This window comes from Phenylobacterium sp. (genome assembly GCF_030646615.1).
In the GTDB taxonomy this organism is placed as follows: Bacteria; Pseudomonadota; Alphaproteobacteria; order Caulobacterales; family Caulobacteraceae; genus Phenylobacterium.
The window spans coordinates 1-21,284 of sequence record NZ_JAUSLG010000084.1; the positions used below are offsets into that span (position 1 = coordinate 1).

Annotated in this window: 17 protein-coding genes; 10 read left to right on the forward strand and 7 right to left on the reverse strand. The window is 68.7% G+C overall.

Annotated elements, in window-relative coordinates; all coding sequences use genetic code 11:
* Both Q7S93_RS15105 and coxB read right to left on the reverse strand, forming a co-directional pair.
* On the reverse strand, nt 1-539 hold a 539-nt coding region (locus tag Q7S93_RS15105; RefSeq protein ID WP_304714767.1), incomplete at its 3' end, for a cbb3-type cytochrome c oxidase subunit I.
* Between the two features lie 17 nt (nt 540-556).
* Nucleotides 557-1,528 (reverse strand): cytochrome c oxidase subunit II, encoded by a 972-nt coding sequence (gene coxB, locus Q7S93_RS15110; RefSeq protein WP_304714768.1) that lies wholly within the window; start codon nt 1,526-1,528, stop codon nt 557-559.
* A gap of 300 nt (nt 1,529-1,828) precedes the next feature.
* On the opposite strand from coxB, the gene tldD reads away from it, so the two are divergent.
* Nucleotides 1,829-3,259 carry a metalloprotease TldD gene (tldD, locus tag Q7S93_RS15115; RefSeq protein ID WP_304714769.1) on the forward strand — a complete coding sequence of 477 codons (1,431 nt, stop codon included), beginning with the start codon at nt 1,829-1,831 and terminating at the stop codon, nt 3,257-3,259.
* An 88-nt stretch (nt 3,260-3,347) separates the two neighbouring features.
* Complete coding sequence (locus tag Q7S93_RS15120; protein WP_304714770.1) at nt 3,348-5,408, forward strand: TonB-dependent receptor plug domain-containing protein; 2,061 nt, start codon at nt 3,348-3,350, stop codon at nt 5,406-5,408.
* Between the two features lie 33 nt (nt 5,409-5,441).
* On the opposite strand, the gene Q7S93_RS15125 is transcribed toward Q7S93_RS15120, so the two are convergent.
* Entirely contained in the window at nt 5,442-7,391 is a 1,950-nt protein-coding gene (locus Q7S93_RS15125; protein ID WP_304714771.1) for a peptide MFS transporter, read from the reverse strand.
* A gap of 219 nt (nt 7,392-7,610) precedes the next feature.
* Here Q7S93_RS15125 and Q7S93_RS15130 point away from each other — a divergent pair, with 219 nt between their 5' ends.
* A complete protein-coding gene (locus tag Q7S93_RS15130) occupies nt 7,611-8,090 on the forward strand; it encodes a DUF427 domain-containing protein (RefSeq protein WP_304714772.1) in 480 nt (159 codons plus the stop codon).
* A gap of 9 nt (nt 8,091-8,099) precedes the next feature.
* On the opposite strand, the gene Q7S93_RS15135 is transcribed toward Q7S93_RS15130, so the two are convergent.
* Nucleotides 8,100-9,458, reverse strand: coding sequence for a glutamate--cysteine ligase (locus Q7S93_RS15135; RefSeq protein WP_304714773.1), 1,359 nt, complete (start codon nt 9,456-9,458; stop codon nt 8,100-8,102).
* 110 nt (nt 9,459-9,568) lie between these two features.
* Nucleotides 9,569-10,306 (reverse strand): 16S rRNA (uracil(1498)-N(3))-methyltransferase, encoded by a 738-nt coding sequence (locus Q7S93_RS15140; protein WP_304714774.1) that lies wholly within the window; start codon nt 10,304-10,306, stop codon nt 9,569-9,571.
* A 78-nt stretch (nt 10,307-10,384) separates the two neighbouring features.
* Here Q7S93_RS15140 and ppk2 point away from each other — a divergent pair, with 78 nt between their 5' ends.
* The 3 genes from ppk2 to Q7S93_RS15155 all read left to right on the forward strand — a co-directional run bounded on the left by ppk2 (nt 10,385) and on the right by Q7S93_RS15155 (nt 13,994).
* Nucleotides 10,385-11,179, forward strand: a complete 795-nt coding sequence (gene ppk2 / locus Q7S93_RS15145; protein WP_304714775.1) for a polyphosphate kinase 2 — start codon at nt 10,385-10,387, stop codon at nt 11,177-11,179.
* A 112-nt stretch (nt 11,180-11,291) separates the two neighbouring features.
* Nucleotides 11,292-12,749, forward strand: coding sequence for a sensor histidine kinase (locus Q7S93_RS15150; protein WP_304714776.1), 1,458 nt, complete (start codon nt 11,292-11,294; stop codon nt 12,747-12,749).
* 15 nt (nt 12,750-12,764) lie between these two features.
* Nucleotides 12,765-13,994: a winged helix-turn-helix domain-containing protein gene (locus Q7S93_RS15155; RefSeq protein WP_304714777.1), complete on the forward strand. Its 1,230-nt coding sequence runs from the start codon at nt 12,765-12,767 to the stop codon at nt 13,992-13,994.
* On the opposite strand, the gene Q7S93_RS15160 is transcribed toward Q7S93_RS15155, so the two are convergent.
* Together Q7S93_RS15160 and Q7S93_RS15165 are read right to left on the reverse strand one after the other, a co-directional pair.
* Nucleotides 13,975-15,762 (reverse strand): ABC transporter ATP-binding protein, encoded by a 1,788-nt coding sequence (locus tag Q7S93_RS15160; protein ID WP_304714778.1) that lies wholly within the window; start codon nt 15,760-15,762, stop codon nt 13,975-13,977. The two genes, Q7S93_RS15155 and Q7S93_RS15160, sit on opposite strands and share 20 nt — an antisense overlap.
* A gap of 19 nt (nt 15,763-15,781) precedes the next feature.
* Complete coding sequence (locus Q7S93_RS15165) at nt 15,782-17,575, reverse strand: ABC transporter ATP-binding protein (RefSeq protein WP_304714779.1); 1,794 nt, start codon at nt 17,573-17,575, stop codon at nt 15,782-15,784.
* 410 nt (nt 17,576-17,985) lie between these two features.
* Between Q7S93_RS15165 and ubiA the strand changes: the two genes are divergently transcribed.
* The 4 genes from ubiA to Q7S93_RS15185 all read left to right on the forward strand — a co-directional run bounded on the left by ubiA (nt 17,986) and on the right by Q7S93_RS15185 (nt 21,274).
* Nucleotides 17,986-18,918 (forward strand): 4-hydroxybenzoate octaprenyltransferase, encoded by a 933-nt coding sequence (ubiA, locus tag Q7S93_RS15170; RefSeq protein ID WP_304714780.1) that lies wholly within the window; start codon nt 17,986-17,988, stop codon nt 18,916-18,918.
* Nucleotides 18,919-19,017: 99 nt separating this feature from the next.
* Nucleotides 19,018-19,410, forward strand: a complete 393-nt coding sequence (locus Q7S93_RS15175; RefSeq protein ID WP_304714781.1) for a hypothetical protein — start codon at nt 19,018-19,020, stop codon at nt 19,408-19,410.
* Nucleotides 19,411-19,433: 23 nt separating this feature from the next.
* Nucleotides 19,434-20,276 (forward strand): helix-turn-helix domain-containing protein, encoded by an 843-nt coding sequence (locus Q7S93_RS15180; protein WP_304714783.1) that lies wholly within the window; start codon nt 19,434-19,436, stop codon nt 20,274-20,276.
* A 47-nt stretch (nt 20,277-20,323) separates the two neighbouring features.
* The gene (locus tag Q7S93_RS15185; protein ID WP_304714784.1) at nt 20,324-21,274 is read left to right on the forward strand and encodes a fatty acid desaturase family protein; all 951 of its coding nucleotides are present in this window, start codon (nt 20,324-20,326) and stop codon (nt 21,272-21,274) included.
* The last annotated feature ends 10 nt before the right edge of the window (nt 21,275-21,284 follow it).

Here is a 21,284-nt window from a genome sequence, read left to right on the forward strand (position 1 = left end):
ATGGCCAGGTCCATGGACGGGCCGGTGTGGCCCAGCGACGAGAGAGGCGGATAGATGGTCCAGCCGCCGCCGAAGCCGCGGCCTGGGCCGCCGTCGACGAACATGGACAGGAGCAGCAGGATCCAGGCGGCCACCAGCAGCCAGAACGAGATGTTGTTCATCCGCGGGAAGGCCATGTCCGGCGCGCCGATCATGATCGGGACGAACCAGTTGCCGAACCCGCCGATCATCGCCGGCATGACCATGAAGAAGATCATGACCAGGGCGTGGGCGGTGACCACGACGTTGTAGCCATGGTGGCTGGCGTCGATCCAGCCAAGCTGGTCGAGCCAGGAGCCCTGAACGAACACCTGGATGCCGGGCTCAGCCAGCTCCCAGCGGATCAGACCCGACAGCGCCCCGCCGACGATGCCCGCCATGATGGCGAACAGCAGGTAGAGGGTGCCGATGTCCTTGTGGTTGGTGGACAGGAACCAGCGGGTGAAGAACCCCGGCTTGTGGTCGTGGTCGTCGTGACCGTGTGCGGCGGCGTGAGCCATCTTACTCTACCCCTGGGTCAGTTCGCGGCCGCTGCGGCAGCAGGCGCAGCGGTCTCTTGCGGCGCATCGGCCGCCTCATCGGTGGTTTCACCCTCGACAGCCGCGGCGTCGACGCCGGCCTCGTCGATGGTGGGCGCAGTGGCCTCGGCCTCGGTCGTGGCGGCCTGGCCCGTGGGGTTGCCGCCCTTGCTGGCGACCCAGGCTTCGAAGTCCGCCTGGCTCACGACCCGGATCTCGATGGGCATGAAGGCATGGTCCACGCCGCACAGCTCCGAGCACTGGCCGTAATAGACGCCTTCCTTTTCGGCGGTGAACCAGGTCTCGTTCACGCGGCCGGGAATGGCGTCGGTCTTCAGACCAAAGGCCGGAAGGGCGAAGGAGTGGATGACGTCGGCGGCGGTGACCAGCACCCGCACCGTCTTGCCCACAGGAACCACCATCGGCTCGTTGGCGGCCAGCAGATAGGGCACGCCCGCCGCATTGGCCTCGTCTTCCGGCAGCATGTTGGAGATGAATTCCCCGACCTCGTGGTCGGGATATTCATAGCCCCAGTACCACTGGTAGCCAACGGCCTTCACCGTCAGATCCGGGCGGGGCATGTCGTTGTAGTTGAAGAGCAGCCGGAACGAGAAGATGGCGATGAAGACCAGGATCAGCACCGGCACCAGGGTCCAGATGACCTCGATGGTGGTGTTGTGGCTGAACTTCGCCGGCACCGGGTTGGAGCGGGCGTTGTAGCGCACGATCACCCAGATCAGCAGGCCGGCCACGAACAGGGTGATGATCGTGATGATCGGCATCAGAATGACGTCATGGAAGAAGATCGCGTCATGCTTCAGCGGCGCGGCGGCCGGCTGTAGCGCAATCCCCTTAGGCGTAGGCTGACCCATAAGGTCCTGGGCCAGCGCCTGGACACCCCAGAACGCCGTCATGGCGACCGCGACGGCGCCTGCCGCCCACGTCCGCATCCCCTGCAAGCTCGACTTCATGTCCCCTCGGTCTCTTTGGCCGGGCGGACCTCCCGCCGAATGCGTGGTCGCCGCCCCCCGACTGAAACGAGGCTTATGCAGCGAAGATATTCGCCGCTAGGCCCTCAGCGGGCGTGCATACGCGCTCTCCCCAAGCTTGCCAAGGCGCAAGGCGGTCCGTGGCGCTCGTCTGAGGCGAACGTGACCGAGGCCATATGACGCATCGTCCGGTGTCCAAGTTTGCATCGCTGCGGCGCCTGGCCGTGACGTGGGGCCCCAGAGCCCCTATGTCTTGGAGCCTGCTCGTTTTCGAGGTCTCTCATGAACGCCCATACGCCTGCGCCTTCCATCCTGGACTCCTGCGGCGTCGCCCCCGAACGCGCCCGCGAAATCCTGGGCGAGGCCCTGGCCGGCGCCGATGACGGCGAAATCTTCGCTGAGCGCTCCGAGAGCGAGTCGTTCCTGTTCGATGATGGCCGACTGAAATCGGCGGCCTATGATTCGACGGAGGGCTTTGGCCTGCGGGTCGTGGCCGGCGAGACCGCCGGTTACGCCCACTCCACCGAAATCTCGGAGGCCGCCCTGCGCCGGGCCGGCCAATCGGCGGCCCTGGCCAAACGCGGCTATCAAGGGGTGGCCGCCGAAGGGCCGCGCTCGACCAATACGCGGCTCTATGGCGAGGACGATCCCCTGGCCTCGCCGGACTTCGCCGCCAAGGTCGCCCTGCTTCAGGAGATCGACGCCTGGGCCCGAGCGCGTGATCCCCGCGTGGTGCAGGTGATGGCCAGCCTGAGCGGCGAGCGTCGTATCGTCGAGATCCTGCGGGCCGACGGCCGGCTGATCCGCGACGTTCGCCCCCTGTCGCGCATCAATATCCAGGTCACCGTCGAGAAGGACGGCCGCCGCGAGGTCGGCTTCTCCGGGGCCGGCGGCCGCGCCGGCTTCGAAGGCTGGATCAGTCCCGAGGCCTGGCATGAACAGGGCGAGGAGGCGCTGCGCCAGGCCCTGGTCAATCTCGAGGCGGTGGCCTGCCCGGCCGGCGAGATGGACGTGGTGCTGGGCCCGGGCTGGAACGGCGTGCTGCTGCACGAGGCCGTCGGCCACGGGCTGGAGGGCGACTTCAACCGCAAGGGCACTTCGGCCTTCTCTGGCAAGATCGGCCAACGGGTGGCGGCGCCGGGCGTGACGGTGTTCGACGACGGCGCCCTGGCTGGCCGCCGCGGCTCGCTGACCGTGGACGACGAGGGCACGCCCACCGAACGCACCGTGCTGATCGAGGACGGCATTCTCGTGGGCTATATGCACGACCGGATGAGCGCCCGGCTGATGGGCCACGCGGCCACCGGCAATGGTCGCCGCCAGTCCTACGCTCACCTGCCCATGCCCAGGATGACCAACACCGCCATGGAGGGCGGCTCCACCCCGCGCGAGGAAATGATCGCCTCGACGAAGCGCGGCCTCTACTGCGCCAATTTCGGCGGCGGCCAGGTGGACATCACCAATGGCAAGTTCGTCTTCCAGTGCACCGAGGCCTATCTGATCGAGGACGGCAGGATCACCTCGCCGGTCAAGGGCGCGACCCTGATCGGCGATGGGCCTTCGGCGCTCACCCGGGTGACCATGATCGGCGACGACTTCGGCTTCGATCCCGGCGTCGGGGTCTGCGGCAAGTCGGGCCAGAGCCTGCCGGTGGGGGTGGGCCAGCCCTCCCTGAAGATCACGGGGCTGACGGTGGGCGGCACCAGCCTCTGATCCCGCACGGCGATTGACGAACCTGTCTGGGATTTAACTGGCCCTGACAGCCAAGCCTGGATCATCTGGCCTCCGGAGAAGAGACCAGATGATCACCCGCGCCCTCGCTGCGTTCGCCGCAGCCTGCCCGCTCGTGCCGCCCGCCTCAGCCCTGGCCCAGGCGCCGCCCGCCTCTCTGGCTGCAACCGCCCTCGCCGCCGCCGAGGGGGCGGGGCCGATCAGCTATCCGCCGTCCTTCTTCGCCGCGGCCCAGCCGACCACGGCGTTGGATATGGTCCAGCGCCTGCCCGGCTTCGTCCTGGAGAGCGGCGACAATGTCCGCGGATTCGAAGGGGCGGCCGGCAATGTGCTGATCGACGGCCGCCGGCCGGCTTCGAAGTCCGACGATCTGGAAGAGATCCTCCGCCGCATTCCGGCTTCTCAGGTCGCCCGCATCGACCTGATCCGGGGCGGCGCGCCGGGCGTCGACATGCAGGGCAAGTCGGTCCTCGCCAATCTGATCCGCACAGAGACCAGCGCCGTCCAGGGCCTGGCCGCCCTGGCCTACCGCCATCTTTACGACGGCCGCGACATGCTCGGCCTGCGCCTCGAAGGGTCTGGCCGCCTGGGTCAGATGGCCTGGGAGGCAAGCCTCGTGGGCGGACAAGGCCCTGACGACGGGGCCGGCGAGGGACCGCGCATCCGCACCGACGGGGCTGGCGTCCCCCTGATTGTCAGCTTCGTGGACAGCGAGGGCACAGGGACCAACGGGACCCTGACCGGGGCGGCGGAGCGGCCCTTCGCCGGCGGCCAGCTCCGCGCCAACGGCCGGCTCTTCGTGGACCATTTCACCTATGACGAGCTCAATCTCGGGCCGGCCACCCACGAGGTCAGCCGCGAGGTGTTCGACCTGACCGAGACTGAACTGGGGGCGAGCTTCACCCGACCCCTGGGGCCACGCACCAGCCTTGAGCTGATCGGCCTGCGCCAGACCGCCAATGAGACCATCGAGTCGCAGTTCGACGATCCGGCCTATCGCGGCCGCTTCGACCTGGAGAGCGAGACCACCGAGACCATCGCCCGCGGGGTGCTGCGCTGGCGCCAGACCGAGGCCCTGTCCTGGGAGGTAGGCGCCGAAGGGGCGATCAACACCCTCGATAGCGCGACGGCCTATGCCGAGAACGGCGCGCCCGTCGTGCTGCCGGCCGCCAATGTCACGGTGGAGGAGCGCCGGGGCGAGGCCTTCGCCAAGCTGGCCTGGCGGGCCAGCCCGCGGCTGACCCTGGACGGCGGGCTTAGGTTCGAGGCGTCGGACATCTCGTCGGAAGGCGATGTCGAGCTGGAAAAGTCCCTGCAGTTCGCCAAGCCGCAGCTCAGCCTGAGCTGGGCCCAGGATGAACACACCCAGTTGCGGTTCAGGGTCGAGCGGACCGTAGGCCAGCTCGACTTCGATGACTTCGTCGCCTCGTCCTCGCTGAACACTGGTGTGCTCCTGGCCGGCAATCCCGACCTCGATCCGGCCCAGGAGTGGATCGTCGAGGCCGCGGTGGAACGGCGATTCTGGACCGGGGGCGCCCTGGTGGTCACCCTGCGCCGCGCCGAGATCACCGACGTGGTCGATCGGGCGCCGGTGCGCCTGGACGGGGGCAAGCTCTATGACGCCCCGGCCAATATCGGCTCAGGGGTGCGCGAGGAGCTGGCCCTGACCCTGACCCTGCCCTTCGACCGGCTGGGGCTGAAGGGCGCCCAGCTGCGGGGCGAAGGAACCTGGCGCAACTCCGAGGTCGAGGATCCCACCACTGGCGAGACCCGAGAGATCTCGGGCCTGCGTCCGCTGGAATGGGAGGCCCATTTCAGCCAGGACCTGCCGGCCATGTCCTCGACCTGGGGTGTGGATGTGTTCGGCGGCTGGCGGGAGACCTACTACCGCTATGACGAGATCTCGACGACCAAGCTGCGCACCTTCGTCGTGCCGTTCGTCGAGTGGAAGCCCCGCCCGGACATCGTCCTGCGGTTCGAGATCCCCAATGTCACCGAGCGGGGCCTGCGTCGCACCCGCACCATCTATGCCGGCCCCCGCGACAGCGCCGCCATCGCCCATGTGGACGACCGGGCCATCGACTTTGGCCGCATGTACCGCTTCCGCATCAGCAAGACGCTGGGCGGATAAGGGCGCGGTGGTCAGGCCGCCGCGCCCCAACCATCAGGAATTCCGATCGTCGCGCAGGGTCTGCGGGTTCACCGCCTGCCGCTCGCCGTCGAGCGTCGGCGCGATCGGCTCGGGCGAAGGCCCGTGGCCGGCGCTGACCCCATGGGCCCAGCCCTTGATGAAGAAGCTCAGCACGATGAACACCACGCCGGCGCCGAGGCCCCAGTAGCCGAGCATTCGGAACACCTCGACCGAGCTCTGCAGCGCGAGCGCCGGGTCCAGCACCTGTCCGCCGACGGTCTCCGTGCCGGCGAGGCCGGCGATCCAGCCGCCCACATACTGGGCGATGGCGCTGGACAGGAACCAGACCGCCATCATGAAGGACACCACCGAGGCCAGGGAGAGCTTGGTGATCTCTGACAGGCCCACGGGCGAGAGGAAGAGCTCGCCGGTGGTGTGCAACAGGTAGAGCAGGCCCAGCACCATCAGCGGCACGCGGAAGCTGGCGTCGGCCAGCCCTGCGCTCCAGACCACCACCATGAAGCCGAGACCGGCCTGCAGCAGGCCAAGGCCGAACTTCATGGTCGGGTCCGGGTCCATGCCCCGACGGCCGAGGAAGGCCCAGAGGGCGGCGAAGATCGGCGCGAAGATCAGGATGAAGCCGGCGTTGAACGACTGCACCTGGGCGGCCGCAATGCCGGAATTGATCCAGCCCCACCAGCTGCCCGTGTCGACGCCGGCCGCAGCCAGCTGTTCGGGCGTGCCCATGGGCATGCCCAGGAAGGTCGTCGCCTGGCTGGTGATGGCGAGGTCCACATTCCGGGCGGCGAACAGGTTCAGCGACGTGCCGGCCTGTTCGAACAGGGTCCAGAAGACCACGGCGCCGAAGATCAGCACGGTGGCCAGCATCATCCGCTGGCGCTCTTCCCTGGTCTGGCAGATCCGCAGGATCACATAGGCGATGATCACCAGCGAGGCGATGATGGCCACGCTGAGCACCCAGCCCACCACGGCGTTACGCTGCACCAGCCACCAGACGACGCCGATGCAGGGAATGGTCGCCAGATAGATCAGCCATTCGCGGTTCAGTGGGCCAAAGATGGGCGCCTTCAGCTTCTCAGGCTCGGGCGGCTCCCCATGGCCTTCCAGCAGCGGCTTGCCGAGCATGAAGACGACCCAGCCGAGCGCCATGCCGATCCCGGCCAGGCCGAAGCCATAGCCCCAGCCGAAATGCTGGCCCAGCAGGCCGCAGAGCACCGAGGCCCAGAAGGCGCCGAGATTGATGCCGTAATAATAGAGGGTGAAGCCGGAATCCCGCCGGGGATCGCCCTGCGGATAGAGCTGTCCGACGATGGTCGAGATGTTGGGCTTGAGGAAGCCCACCCCCAGGATGATCAGCGAGACCGCCAGATAGAAGATGTTGACCCCCACGGGATCGGCCGTCTGGGCCATCTCGTAGCTGCCGGGCGGCAGGACCTGCGGCAGGGGCGCGGTCGCGGGCAGGTCGATGATCGCCAGGCCGCCCCCCGGGGCTGGGCCGAAGGCGTAGGGCTGGCCCTCCACCATCAGGCGGACCTGGCGGCCGTCCATCCGGCCTTCAGCGGCGACCTCATAGGCCTGGCCGGCATAGGTCAGGGTCTCGCGGGTCGGCTCGCCCTCCACCGCCATGGCCAGGTGGCCGGCCACCAGCAGCAGGGCGCCGAAGGCCACGGCCTTGCGGGTGCCGAGATAGCGGTCGGCCAGGATGCCGCCGATCAGCGGCAGCAGATAGACCAGCGAGGTGTAGGAGCCGTACTGGGCGTTGGCGACATCGTCGTCGAACAGCAGGTGCTGGGTCAGGTAGAAGATCAGGATGGCCCGCATGCCGTAGTAGGAGAAGCGCTCCCACATCTCGGCGAAGAACAGGACGATCAGGCCCCGGGGATGGTTGCGCATCAACTGCAGCAACACCGGGACGCCAGTGAGCAGCGTGATCAGCACGCCGAGCACGATGACGATGTTCATGGATCGACTTCCGCTTGATTCTGCGTTGAGCCGGCCGGCAGGCCCGCGCCGAGGTTCATTTGACCCGGGGGACCCCGGAAAGCGGGGAGAAGATCACGCAGCCTGCGCCAAGACAAGCAAGGGTCGTCCAACGTCACCGCAGAGCGCGCGTCGGGAGCCAACCCCCCGAGTCATGCGTTCCCCCTGTGTTCAAAGCCTGCGTTCAAAGGAGGAGACCTCATGAGCGATCCCGGATCAAACCACGCGATCGAAATCGTGCCGGCCGAGGGCCGGATGCGGGCTTCTGTTCAGGACCACATCATCGCCGATAGCGACGACGTGCTGATCCTGCGGGAAGGCAGGATGGCGCCGGTGGCCTACTTCCCCAGAGACGATATCGAGATGGGCTATTTCGCCCGCACCGACCGCTCCACCCACTGCCCCTTCAAGGGCGACGCCGCCTATTACACCGTCACCCTGGAAGGCGAGGTTCTGGAGAACGTCGCCTGGACCTATGAGGACCCCCTGCCGGGCGCCACCCGCATCGACGGGCGCGTCGCCTTCTATGCCGACCGGGTGAAGGTCTATGCGGTGGGCGACGAGGTCGCGCCCCATGACCACCACAGCAATGTGGACGCTGTGGTCCAGCATACCGATTCGGGTGGCGGTCAGAGCCAGAAGGACCATTGGGCGCCGAACGTGGAAACGCCCAAGGACTGAGGTTTCCCCTCAGAAGGCCAGGGTTTCGTAGGCCTTCGAGAGGTCGCCCTTCCAGGCGCCGTGATAGAGATCGAGCATCCGTTCGGCCGGGGTCTTGCCGCTGGCGGCGATCTCGTCGAGGTCGGCCAGATAGCCGGTTTCGTCCACCAGGCCGCCGCTCAGGCGGTTGCGGGCCTTGAGGCCCTGGCGGGCGATGGCCAGAACGTCCTTGGCCAAGTCCTGCACCGTGCGTCCGTCGATCTCCGCCTTGAGGCCGACCTTGGCCACCTGGCTGCGGAGGCCTTCATGGTCGGCCACCGACCAGCCTTTGCAGACGTCCCAGGCCGCATCCAGGGCCGCCTGGTCATAGAGAAGGCCGGTCCACAGGGCCGGCAGGGCGCAAAGCCGGCTCCAGGGGCCGGCGTCGGCGCCACGCATCTCCAGGTAATATTTGAGGCGCACCTCGGGGAAGATGGTGGTGACGTGGTCGGCCCAATCCTTGATGGTCGGCCGTTCGCCGGGCAGTTCGGGCAGCCGGCCTTCCATGAACTCGCGGAAGGAGCGGCCGGCCACGTCGATATAGCGGCCCTCGCGCTTGACGAAGTACATGGGCACGTCGAGCGCATAGTTGGCGTAGGTCTCGAAGCCGAAGCCGTCCTTGAAGACGAAATCCAGCATGCCGGTCCGGTCGGGATCCACATCGGTCCAGACATTGGCCCGGGCCGACAGGAAGCCGTTGGGCTTGCCCTCGGTGAAGGGGGAGTTGGCGAACAGGGCCGTGGCGATCGGCTGCAGGGCCAGGCTGGTCCGGAACTTCTTGACCATGTCGGCCTCGGACCCGAAGTCCAGGTTCACCTGCACGGTGCAGGTGCGGAACATCATGTCCAGGCCCATGCCGCCGACCTTCGGCATATAGGCGCGCATGATCTTGTAGCGGCCCTTGGGCATCACCGGGATCTGGTCCCGCGTCCAGGTGGGGGTGAAGCCGAGGCCCAGGAAGCCCAGGCCAAGCTCGTCGGCGACGGCCTTGACCTCGGACAGGTGGCCGCCGGTCTCGTCGCAGATCTCGTGCAGGTCGCCGAGCGGCGCGCCCGACAGTTCAAACTGGCCGCCGGGCTCCAGGCTGACATTGGCGCCGTTGCGCTCCAGGCCGATCAGGGTGTCGCCCTCAAACACCCCTTGCCAGCCGAACCGCATCAGGCCGGTCAGCAGGGCGTGGATGCCGTTGGGTCCCTCATAGGGAACCGGCGAATGATCCTTGAGATAGAAGGGGAACTTCTCGTGCTCGGCGCCGATGCGCCAGTCGGCCTTGGCCTTGGAGCCGTCGGCGAACCAGGCGACGAGATCCTCGAACACCAAGGGACGCTCGTCGCAAATGACGTCGGCCATGTCTCTCTCCCCAGCCCGACCATATTCTCGCCACGGCCGAGGCCCGATAGCGGCGGCGTTCTTTACGCCGTTCGCTGAAGTGGGCGCAACGATGTCGAAGCGCAATGGCCCTAACGCGGCGTGACGCAATCACCCCAGTCGCCGCAGACGCTCTGCCACAGGGTGAGCGCGCTGATCGCCGCGGTGTCGGCCCTTAGAATTCGGGGGCCAAGCGTGGCCGCGACAGCCTGATCCAGCCCGCGCAGGCGCGCCCGTTCCGCCGGCGAAAATCCGCCCTCCGGACCGATCAGCACCGCCCAGGGACCGGGGGACTGATCCTTCAGGGCCTGCAAGGCCGGTGGGGCGTCGCCGGCCTCATCACAGAAGAGCAGCCGGCGCGAAGGCTCCCAGGCGTCCAGCACACCAGCCAACGGCGTCGGCGCGTCGATCTCCGGCAGGTCGATTCGGCCGGTCTGCTCGGCGGCTTCCACGGCGATGGCGTTCAGCCGCGGCAGGCGGATGTGATCGGGATTGGTCCGCTCGGTGACCACCAGCCGCACCCGCCGCACCCCCAGTTCGCAGGCCTTTTCGACAATGGTCTCCAGCCGCGCCCGCTTGACGGTGGCGACGATCAGATCGAGGTCAGGACCCACAGCCTGGGGCCGGCTCTGATCCTGGACCTCCAGCACTGCGCCGCGCTTGCCGCTGTCGGCGACAACGGCGCGCCATTCCCCGTGGCGGCCGTTGAACACCAGCAGCGGATCGCCCGCAGCCCGGCGCATGACGGCCACCACATAGCGGCTCTGGTCGGGATTGAGGCCGAGCCGGACGCCCGGCGCGAGATCGTGGGTGACGAACAGACGGATCATGGGGCGCTTTCTAGCGGGCGATCGCCTGGGCCGCATAGCCCATGGCGCGACCGCGGGCGGGCGGCGTAGGGTTCATCCATGAGCAAGTCCGACAAGACCGCGAAACCCGACGAGGCCTATGACGAGGCCTATGACGAAGCCCTGCCCCGCCTGCAGCTCGCCCTGGTGAAGATGCAGCAACAGGCCCTGGCGAACGGCGAGAAGGTGCTGGTCATCTTCGAGGGCCGGGACGCTGCGGGCAAGGACGGGACCATCCAGCGGATCACCGAGCACATGTCGGTCCGCGCCACCCGGGTGGTGGCCCTCTCCAAGCCGTCCGATGTGGAACTCAGCCAGTGGTACTTCCAGCGCTTCGTCAGCCACCTGCCGGCCGGCGGCCAGTTCGTGATCTTCAACCGCTCCTGGTACAATCGGGCCGGCGTCGAGCGGGTGATGGGCTTTTCCACCCCGGCCGATCAGGAGGACTTCCTGCGCGAAGTTCCCCTGTTCGAACAGATGCTGGTCGGATCGGGCATTCGCCTGGTGAAGATCTGGATGGATGTCACCAAGTCCGAACAGGCGCAGCGCCTGGCTGAACGCAAGAACGACCCGCTGAAGGTGCTGAAGTCGAGTCCCCTGGACGCCTTCGCCCAGCCGCGCTGGGATGACTATTCAGCCGCCCGCGACGAAATGCTGCGGCGCACCGACACGGTCCTGGCGCCCTGGGTCTGCGTGAAGGCCGACCACAAGAAGACCGCGCGACTGAACGTCATCCGCCATCTGGTGAACACCCTCGCGCCGCCCCCCATCGCCAAAACGGTGGAGGCCCCGGATCCCGAGGTGCTTTTCCAATTCGAGATCGCCGCGCTCACCGATGGTCGGCTCTGCAACTAGCCGATTTCGTTGGCTTACCGGCTTCGGACACGGCTAGACTACGCCACAAGTCCCTTGGCGTGGAGCCCTTGCGTACGTGCCGCAGTTCCCTGAGAGCCAGACAATTCCGCGCTTGAACGACCGGGTCGCCTTCCTCCAGGCCGGCGGCGAGACCGGCGCCCTGATCGCACAGCGGGACTGGTCGAAGAGTCCCATCGGCCCGATCGAAGCGTGGCCCCAGAGCCTGCTCACCGCGCTCAGCATCGTGCTGCATTCCCCTACCCCCATTGTCATGCTGTGGGGCCCCCAGGGCGTCATGCTCTACAACGACGCCTATTCGGTGTTCGCCGGCGCCCGCCATCCGGAGCTCCTGGGCAGCAATGTGCTGGAGGGCTGGCCCGAGGTGGCCGATTTCAACGCCCATGTCATGGAGGTGGGCCTGGCGGGCGGATCCCTGTCCTACAACAACCAGGAGCTGGTGCTCTATCGCCACGGCCGGGCCGAGAACGTGGTGATGAACCTGGACTACTCGCCGGTCTTCGATGAAGCCGGCGCGCCGGCCGGCGTCATCGCCATCGTCGTGGAGACCACCGAACAGGTTCGCGCCGAAGCCGCCCTCAAGGCCGAGCGGGACCGCGCCCGCAGCGTGCTGGAGGGCATGACCGACGGCTTCATGCTGCTGGCCCACGACTTCACAATCCTGGAGATCAACGCCGAGGGCATTCGCGTGGATGGCCGCCCGCGAGAGGCGTTCATCGGTCAGGATCATTGGAAGGTCTGGCCAGACACCTACGATATGCCCCTGGGCCAGATCTATCGCCAGGCCATGAGCGAACGCACCGCCTTCGCCATCGAGAACCGCTACGTGTTTCCAGATGGCCGCGTCACCTGGCTCGACGTGCGCGGCAACCCGGTCGAGGAAGGCCTGGCGATCTTCTACCGCGACATCACCGAACGAAAGCTGGCCGAGGAACACCTGCGCCTGATGGTTCACGAACTGAACCACCGGGTGAAGAACTCCCTGGCGACGGTGCAGGCCATTTCGGCCCAGACCCTGCGTGGCCGCGAAGTGCCGCTCGAGGTGCGGGAGGCGCTGACCTCGCGGCTCCTGGCGCTCGCCAAGGCCCACGACGTGCTGACCGACGCCCGCTGGGCCGGCGCCCGGCTGGAGGAGATCGCCGCCCAGGCCGCTGAGCCCTATGGCGCCGAGCGGTTCCGCATCGAAGGACCGGGGGTGATCCTGCCCCCCCGCGCCGCCATCGCCATGGCCCTGGCCTTCCACGAACTGGCCACCAATGCGGCCAAGTATGGCGCCCTGAGCAATGGGTCCGGAGAGGTTCTGCTGGCCTGGCGGCTGGAAGAGGGGGCCAATCCGCCGAAGCTTGAACTCAAGTGGCGCGAGCAGGGCGGACCGCCGGTCAAGCCGCCCACGCGAAAGGGCTTCGGGTCACGGCTGATCCAGCGTGGTCTGGCCGCCGAGTTCGTCGGCGAGGTGCGCATGGACTTCCCGCCGTCGGGCCTGGTCTGCGAGATGGAGGTGGCGCTGCCGGCGCCTGGGGGAGAAGCCTGGGCCGACTGGCCCGAGCGCTGACCTGACCGTCCGACCTTGCCCCCAACCCCTCCGCCCCTCGAACAGCTGAGCGCCGCCCAGGCTCGCCGCATCGCCCTGGGCGCCCAGGGCTTCGGGCGGGCGCGGCCCCAGGCGGCTGGCCGGCGCCATCTGCTCGACGTCATGGCGCGCCTGGGGATTGTGCAGATCGACTCGGTCAATGTGGTGTCGCGCACCCATTACCTGCCCTTCTTCTCCCGCCTCGGCCCCTACCCGCGGGAGACCCTGGAAAGCCTGGCCTGGGGCAAGCGGCCAGCCTTCTTCGAATATTGGGCGCATGAGGCGTCGCTCCTGCCCCTGTCGATCCAGCCGCTTCTGCGCTGGCGGATGGAGGACGCCCGCGAGGGCGTGGGCGTGTGGAAGGGGGTCGCCAGATTTCTGCAGGACCATCCCGCCCTGATGGACCGCGCCCTGGCCGCGGTGGCCGAGCGCGGCCCCCTGTCGGCCTCCGAACTGGAGCTGGGCGTCAAGGGCGCAGGCGGCTGGTGGGGCTGGAGCGAGGCCAAGCGGGCGGCCGAATGCCTGTTCTGGACCGGCCGCCTGACCACCGCCACACGGCGGCCGACCTTCGAGCGAGTCTATGGGTTGCCGCACAGGGTCCTGCCGGCTGATATCCATGACGCGCCGACGCCGTCCCGCGAGGACGCCCAGCGGGCGCTGTTGCAGATCGCCGCCAGGGCGCAGGGCGTCGCCACCGAGCGGGACCTGCGGGACTATTTCCGGATGGCGCCGGCCGAGGCCCGGGCGCGGATCACCGAACTGGTGGAGGCCGGAGATCTGGTTCCGGTCACCGTGCGCGGCTGGGACAGGACCGCCTATCTCGCCCCGGCCGCCCGTCGGCCCCGGCGGATCACCGGCGCGGCCCTGCTCTCGCCCTTCGACAATCTGATCTGGTTCCGTGAGCGGACGGAACGGGTGTTCGGGGTGCGGGTCCGGCTGGAGATCTACACTCCGGCCGAGAAGCGCACCCACGGCTACTATGTGCTGCCCTTCCTGGAGGACGAGGCGATCACCGCCCGGGTGGACCTGAAGGCCGACCGCAAGGCCGGCCTGCTGCGGGTCCAGGCGGCCCACGCCGAACCGGACGCCACCCCTGAGACGCCCGATCGCCTGGCCGCGGAACTCCGCCTCATGGCCAGCTGGCTGGGGCTGGCCGAGGTCAAGGCCGAGCCCCGCGGCGATCTCGCCCCCGCCCTGCAGGCCGCCCTCAGCCGACCCCTTCAGTGACCGCATGCAGGCGGGCATAGGCCCCGCCCTTGGCCACCAGTTCGGCGTGGCGGCCCTCCTCCACCACCCGGCCGCCTTCGAAGACCAGGATGCGGTCGGCGCCGCGGATGGTGGACAGCCGGTGGGCGATGACGATGGTCGTCCGCCCGGCCATCAGCTCCTCCATGGCGGACTGGACATCCCGCTCGGTCTCCACGTCGAGGGACGAGGTGGCCTCGTCCAGCACCAGGATCGGGGCATCGGCCAGGAAGGCCCGGGCCAGGGCCACCCGTTGCCGCTCGCCGCCCGACAGCTTCACCCCCCGCTCCCCCACCAGGGTCTCGTAGCCCCGCGGCAGGCGCATGATGAAGTCGTGCGCCCGGGCGCGACGGGCGGCCAGGGCCACCTCTTCCGGACGGGCGTCGGGCCGGGCATAGGCGATGTTCTCCGCAATCGTGCGGTGGAACAGGGCCGGATCCTGCGGCACCAGGGCGATGGACCGCCGCAGGGAAGCCTGGCTCACCCGCGAGATGTCCTGGCCATCGATCAGGATGCGCCCGGACTGCACGTCGTAGAGCCGCTGCAGCAGCTTGACGAAGGTGGACTTGCCCGCCCCCGTAGCGCCGACCAGGGCGACCTTTTCGCCGGGCGCCACGATGAGGGTGAAGTTTTCATACAGCGGCGAGGCCGCGCCCTTGTAGCCGAAGGTCACCCGGTCAAAGGCGATCTCGCCCCGCTCGCCGCGGAAGGCGGACGCATCGGGGGCGTCGGCCACCTCAGGCGGGGTGACGGCGTAGCGAGCCACATCCTCGACGTCGTCGAGGCCCTTCTGCATCATCCGGATGTTCTCGCCGAGATTGCGCAGATAGCCGCTCATCAGCATGAAGGCGGTGATGGCGAAGACCACGTCGCCGGCGCTGGCCGCCCCTTGCGACCATAGCCGCAGCAGCAGGCCCGTCAGACCCGCCTGCAGGCCCACCAGCATCAGGTTGTGCCAGAGCCAGACATTCATGAACCTCGTCCAGGTGATCAGCGTCAGCCGCCGCCACAGGCTGGTGATCCCGCCGATCCGGGCCTCTTCGCGGGTCTCGGCGCCAAAGGCCTTCACCGTCGGGTTGGAGCCGATGGAGTCCGACAGGGCGCCGCCGATCCGCGAATCGAGCGCCACTGACTTCAGGTTGGCCGGCCGCACATAGACCGTGGTCAGCCAGAGGTTGGAGACCAGATAGAGGATCACCACCGCCAGGGAGAAGAGCCCCACCAGGGGCCAGCGGGCGATCATCATCACCGACAGGCCGACCAGCACGATCAGGGCGGGCCCCAGCCACAGGATCACCGCGTCGGAGACCATGTCATAGCCCCACATGCCCCGGCTGAGCCGCCGCACGGTGGAGCCGGCGAAGGTGTTGGCGTGCCAGTCCGAGGAATAGGACTGGACCCGCTGGAAGCCCTCGTCGGTCATGTCCTTCATGTTGGCCGCAGCCATGGGGTTCCAGAACCGGAAGGCGATGTTGCGCACCACGGTGAAGGCCAGGAAGACGCCGATGAAGATCCCCCAGGCCCGCCAGGCGAGGTCGGCCTGGTCGGGACCTGCGGCCACGATGTCCATCAGCCGGCCCGCCGCCCAAGGCAGGGCGAGGTCGAAGCCGATGGCCACCAGGGTCAGGGCCACCGAGGTCCAGAACAGGATCGGTCGCCGCAGCCAGAAGGCGCCGATGAAGCCTAGGACCTGCCGGTTGGACAGGGTCCGCTCAGCCAGATCGTCGGTGTCGTCATAGTGGTCGGTCATGGTGTTCTCGTTCTGGCGATCATTCGGCGGCTTCGGAGACGGCGTGCAGGCGGGCATAGGCGCCGCCCCGGGCGAGCAGCTCTCCGTGGCGGCCCTCCTCGATGATGCGGCCCCGGTCGAAGACCAGGATCCGGTCGGCGCTGCGGATCGTCGACAGCCGGTGGGCGATGACGATGGTGGTGCGGCCGGACATCAGCTCCTCGGTGGCGGCCTGGACTTCACGCTCGGTCTCCACGTCCAGGGACGAGGTGGCCTCGTCCAGAACCAGGATCGGGGCGTCGGCCAGGAAGGCCCGGGCGATGGCCACACGCTGCCGCTCGCCCCCCGAGAGCTTCACCCCCCGCTCACCCACCAGGGTGTCGTACCCCTGGGGCAGCCGGGCGATGAAGTCGTGCGCCCGGGCCCGACGGGCGGCCAGGGCCACCTCGTCCGGCGTCGCATCCGGCCGCGCATAGGCGATGTTCTCGCCGATGCTGCGGTGGAACAGCGAGGGGTCCTGCGGCACCACCGCGATGGCCCGGCGGAGCGAGCCTTGCGTCACGTGCGCCACGTCCTGCCCGTCGATCAGGATACGGCCGCCGTCCAGGTCGTGCAGCCGCTGGAGCAGCTTGACGAAGGTCGACTTGCCCGAGCCCGTGGGGCCGACGAGCGCGATCCGCTCGCCCGGCGCGATGGCCAGGCTGAAGTCCTGGTAGAGCCGCTCCCCCTGGTTGGCGTAGCCGAAGCTCACCCGATCGAAGGTGATCGCGCCCTCCAGCCCCTGGAACGGCGGGGCGGCGGGCCTGTCGGCCAGCTGCGGGTCGGTACGCATATAGACGGCCACGTCCAGCAGGTCGTCGAGGCCCTTCTGCAGCATGCGGGTGATCTCGCTGAAGTTCCGCATATAGCCGGCCATCAGCATGAAGGAGGTGATGGCGAAGGCGACGTCGCCGGCCGTGGCCTCCCCTTGCGTCCAGGCCCACAGGATCAGCCCCGTCAGACCGCCCTGCAGGATGACCAGCAGCACGTTCTGCCCCAGGCCCACCAGGTTGAACCGGTTCCAGGTGCGGATCACCGCCACCCGCCACTCCGCCACCGTGCCGGCGAACCGCTGGCCTTCGCGGGCCTCGGCGCCAAAGGCCTTGACCGTGGGGTTGGCGCCGATGGCGTCGGCCAGGGAGGCGCCGATCTGCGAGTCCAGGGCGTTGGACACCAGATTGACCGGCCGCACATAGTAGGTGGCGGTCAGCACGTTGTAGACCGCGAAGATGATCACCACCGTGGCCGTGAACAGGCCCGCCAGGGGCCACCGCACGGTCATGGAGACCGCCAGGCCCGCCAGCACGATCAGGGTTGGCATCAGCATCAGCAGCAGGGCGTCAGAGGCGCTGTCATAGCCCCACATGGCGCGGGACACCTTGCGCACCGTGGCGCCGGCATAGTTGGAGCCGTGCCAGTCCGACGAGAAGGACTGCACCCGCTCGAAGCCCTGGGTGACGATCCGCTCCATGATCCGGGCGTAGAAGCCGTTCAGGATGCGGAAGCCCGTGGTGCGGACCCCGTAATAAACGACATAGAGCCCCGTCAGGAACGCCCAGGCGGTCCAGGCGGCCTCCGTCAGCCGGTCGGGCGAGGACACGGCGTCAACCAGGGCGCCGGCCGCCCAGGGGATGGACAGGTCGCAGGCCGTGCCCACCAGGAACAGGGATGCGGCGGTGAAGAACCGCGGCTTGTCCACCATCCAGTGGCGCCACATGAAGCCGATCACGGCCATGTTGCCCAAGGGGCGGGGGCGGGTGACGCCCTCGTCTTCGTCGAAGAATTCGCTGGTCATCGGACGGGCCAAAAATCTGAGTCGCAGGTCCGGGGACCGGCGGAGAAGGCGCAAGGCCGCAGGCGCGCCAAGGCGGCGCGAAGCAGGGCGGAATGCGGAGAGAGCCGGAAGCAGACGTCCCGGCGGGTGCGGACGAACACGGGGAAATTCCTGAGGGTCGGAAGCCTGGGGAGGCGCCGGCCCGGGAAGATCCGCTCGAGCGGGGCTCTGAGCTAGGTTCGGGTCGCGGCGACGCAGCGATGGGGGTTCGGTGCAAACGGCATATTCATGCGAACCCTCCTGTCTGGTCGCGGGTGGTGGACGGCCGGAAGCTAGGCGGGGCGGGAATCGCAGTCAACCGCGCGTTGAACATCGTTTTACCAACCGCTTTCACTGAGGCGCCGAAGACACGATCTGGTAGGACGAGGGGCATGATCGCCCCCCTGCCTGATGCGGCCCCGACCAACTGGGTCGACCGCCGCGCGCCCGCCGCCCTGAGGCCCTGGCTCAAGCTTGGCCGCTTCGATCGCCCGACGGGAATCTGGTTGCTGATGCTGCCGGGCTGGCAAGGTCTCGCCCTGGCCGCCGCCATGGAGGGCGAGCTTCCCGACTGGCGCTGGCTGATCGCCCTCTCCGTCGGCGCAGCCCTGATGCGGGCGGCCGGCTGCGCCTATAACGACATCGTCGACCGGGATTTCGACGCCAAGGTCTCGCGCACCGCCGGGCGGCCGATCCCCTCGGGCCAGATTTCCGTGCGCCAGGCCTGGGCCTTCGTCATCGGCTGCTGCCTCATCTCCCTGGCCATCCTGCTGGTCATGCCCCCCTTCGCCATCGCGCTCGGCATAGGCTCGCTCGCCCTGGTGGCGGCCTATCCCTTCATGAAGCGGATCACCTGGTGGCCGCAGGCGTGGCTCGGCCTGACCTTCAACTGGGGCGCCCTGCTGGGCTTCGCCGCGGTGACCGGCGGTCTGCAGTGGCCGGCCCTGCTGCTCTACGCCGTCGGCCTCTTCTGGACGCTGGGCTATGACACCATCTACGCCATCCAGGACCTGGAGGACGACGCCCTGGCCGGCGTGAAGTCGTCCGTCCGCCGGCTGGGCGCCGCAACCCCCAAGGGCGTGCTGGCCTTCTATGTCGCCGCCTTTGTCCTGGCCCTGGCCACGGCCTGGGCCGCTGGTCTCGGCCCGCTGTTCCTGCCGCCGGCCGCGCTGTTTGGCCTGCACCTCTCCAACCAGGCGGCCAAGGTGCGGGTGGAGGACCCTGTGGGCGCTTTGGCGCTGTTCAAGTCGAACCCGGTGGCGGGCCTTCTCCTGTTCCTGGCCCTTGTGGCCGGCGCATGGGCGGGGCCGCAGGGCCTGTTCTGAGGCGACGATGACCTGCCGGGTCGTTGAGGGCGGCCCTGGGGCGCCCGACACTTCGATTCGCAGCGACCGGCTGCGATCCGAAGCCCCCAGGAGCCCGCCATGCGCGCCGCCAAAGTCCTCACCATCAACGCCATCGCCTCGGGCCTGATCGGCCTGGCCTGCGTTCTTGACGCCCATCTGCTCGCCCCCATCCTGCTGGAGGCGCCGCCGCCCGTCGCGGTGCTCACCCTGCGCCTCCTGGGCGTCGGGCTGACCCTCTTCGCCATCGGGGTGGGCCTCGTGGCGATCCAGCGCGAGACGCCGCGCACGGCCCTGCGGGTCATTCTGTGGGCCGACATGGCCTGGGTGGCCGCCACCCTTGTGCTTGTCCCGATGTTCGCCGCCGCCTTGACAGGTCTGGGCCTGGCCGCCGTCATCGCCGTGGGCGCGGCGGTGGCCGTCTTCGCCGCCTTCGAAGCCCACGCCCTGCGCCGCGCCACGGCGCTGGCCTGACCGGAAAAGCGGGAGAGCCCAGCATGGCCCCTTCAGCCGCCGCCTCGCCGACCGTCCGTTCGCTGGCCGACTTCCCGGCCATGCTGGGGCGCCTGCGCCGGGCGCGCGGCCTCTCCCAGCTCGGCCTCGCCCTGGCCGCGGACATCTCGCAGCGGCATGTCTCCTTCATGGAGACCGGCCGCACGCGGCCCTCGCGGGACATGGTCGGCCGCCTCGCCGCCGCCCTCGACCTGGCCCTGAAGGACGAGAACGCCCTGCTGCTGGCTGCAGGCTTCGCCCCGGCCCATGGGGAGCACGCCTTCGGCGACGAGGCCGCGGCCATGGTCCGGCGGGTGACGGAGCTGGCGCTCGCCGCCCACGAGCCCTTTCCGGCCTTTGCGGTGGACCGGGCCTGGCGGCCCTTATCGGGCAATGCTCCAGCCCTGGCCCTGTTCGGCGCCCTGATCGGCCAGGGCGGGCTAGATCCGGCTGTGAGCCTCATCCGCGCTGCGACGACGAGCGAGGCCTTTCGCGCGTCGGTGGCCAACTGGCCGCAGCTCGCGCTCCACTTTCTCGCCCTGGCCGAGGCCGAGGCCTGGCGGGCGCCGCCCGGGCCCATGCGGGCCGAGCTGGACGTCACGATCGAGGCCTTGTCAGCTCTGACGCCGGAAGGCGCGCGCCTCCACGCCGTCCAGCCCGTGGGCGCGGCCCTGCTCCTGCAGGTGCGGACGCCGGCCCTGTCGCTGGACCTCGTCTCCACCGTCGCCCAGTTCGGCGCGCCGCACGACACGGCCGCCGACGATCTGAGGATCGAGTTCTTCTACCCGGCCGACGCCGCCAGCGAGGCCGCCTTACGCGGCCTGGCCGCCGGCCGGCCGCAAACCTGACGCGGCGTCATTCTACCCCGGCGCCGGAATTCGTGGCATGATGAGCCATGGCTGTGGCGACCCGCATCGATCCCAAGACCCTGTTCACGCCCCAGGAGTGGGCGAGCCTGTCCAACCGCTCGACCTGGAAGGGGCTGGCCCTGATCGCCCATGCCTGGGCGGTGATCCTGGCCGCCGCCGCCGTGGCGGTGATCTGGCCCCTGACCATCCCCCTGGCGGTGATGATCATCGGTGGGCGACAGCTGGGCCTGGCGATCATGATGCATGACGCCGCCCACGGCGCCCTGCACAAGAACCTCAAGGTCAATGACTGGGCCGGGGAATGGCTGACCGGCGGGGGGCTGCATCGCTATCGCCCCTATCACCTGACCCACCACAAGTTCGTGCAGCAGGCCGAGGACCCGGACCTGGTCCTCTCGGCGCCCTTCCCCATCACGCCCCTATCCCTGCGCCGCAAGATCGTCCGCGACCTGACCGGCCAGACCTGGTTCAAGCAGCGCTTCGGCCTGGTGCGCAGCCAGTTGGCCGCCCGCAAGCCGGGCGAGGCCCTATGGCCGATCCTGAGGGGCGAGATCGTCCGCAAGCGCCGCCTGCTGATCGGCGCAGGCCTGACCCTCGCCCTCACCGCGCCGTTCGGCCTGTGGTGGGCCTGGTTCGTCCTGTGGCTGCTGCCTCAGGCCACCTGGCTGCAGATGATCACCCGCCTGCGCAATATCGGCGAGCACGCCTGCGTCGCCAAGGACGAGCGCGACCCGTTCCGCTGCGCCCGCACCACCTATGCCGGACCCATCGCCCGTGCCTTCATCGCCCCCTACTGGGTGAACTATCACTGCGAGCACCACATCTTCATGCACCTGCCCTGCTACAGCCTGCCCAAGGCGCACCGGCTGCTGCTGAGCAAGGGTCTGGGGCCGCAGATGGAGATCCGCGGCAGCTATATGGAGGTGCTGCGCCTGGCCGCCTCCAAGGGGCAGACGCCCAGCCTCGCCGCGGCCTGATCATTCCCCT

Excerpts from the sequence above, each read along its gene's own strand:
- coxB (WP_304714768.1), bottom strand. The coding sequence starts at position 1,528 with ATGAAGTCGAGCTTGCAGGGGATGCGGACGTGGGCGGCAGGCGCCGTC.
- tldD (WP_304714769.1), top strand. The coding sequence starts at position 1,829 with ATGAACGCCCATACGCCTGCGCCTTCCATCCTGGACTCCTGCGGCGTC.
- Q7S93_RS15120 (WP_304714770.1), top strand. The coding sequence starts at position 3,348 with ATGATCACCCGCGCCCTCGCTGCGTTCGCCGCAGCCTGCCCGCTCGTG.
- Q7S93_RS15125 (WP_304714771.1), bottom strand. The coding sequence starts at position 7,391 with ATGAACATCGTCATCGTGCTCGGCGTGCTGATCACGCTGCTCACTGGC.
- Q7S93_RS15130 (WP_304714772.1), top strand. The coding sequence starts at position 7,611 with ATGAGCGATCCCGGATCAAACCACGCGATCGAAATCGTGCCGGCCGAG.
- Q7S93_RS15135 (WP_304714773.1), bottom strand. The coding sequence starts at position 9,458 with ATGGCCGACGTCATTTGCGACGAGCGTCCCTTGGTGTTCGAGGATCTC.
- Q7S93_RS15140 (WP_304714774.1), bottom strand. The coding sequence starts at position 10,306 with ATGATCCGTCTGTTCGTCACCCACGATCTCGCGCCGGGCGTCCGGCTC.
- ppk2 (WP_304714775.1), top strand. The coding sequence starts at position 10,385 with ATGAGCAAGTCCGACAAGACCGCGAAACCCGACGAGGCCTATGACGAG.
- Q7S93_RS15160 (WP_304714778.1), bottom strand. The coding sequence starts at position 15,762 with ATGACCGACCACTATGACGACACCGACGATCTGGCTGAGCGGACCCTG.
- Q7S93_RS15165 (WP_304714779.1), bottom strand. The coding sequence starts at position 17,575 with ATGACCAGCGAATTCTTCGACGAAGACGAGGGCGTCACCCGCCCCCGC.
- ubiA (WP_304714780.1), top strand. The coding sequence starts at position 17,986 with ATGATCGCCCCCCTGCCTGATGCGGCCCCGACCAACTGGGTCGACCGC.
- Q7S93_RS15175 (WP_304714781.1), top strand. The coding sequence starts at position 19,018 with ATGCGCGCCGCCAAAGTCCTCACCATCAACGCCATCGCCTCGGGCCTG.
- Q7S93_RS15180 (WP_304714783.1), top strand. The coding sequence starts at position 19,434 with ATGGCCCCTTCAGCCGCCGCCTCGCCGACCGTCCGTTCGCTGGCCGAC.
- Q7S93_RS15185 (WP_304714784.1), top strand. The coding sequence starts at position 20,324 with ATGGCTGTGGCGACCCGCATCGATCCCAAGACCCTGTTCACGCCCCAG.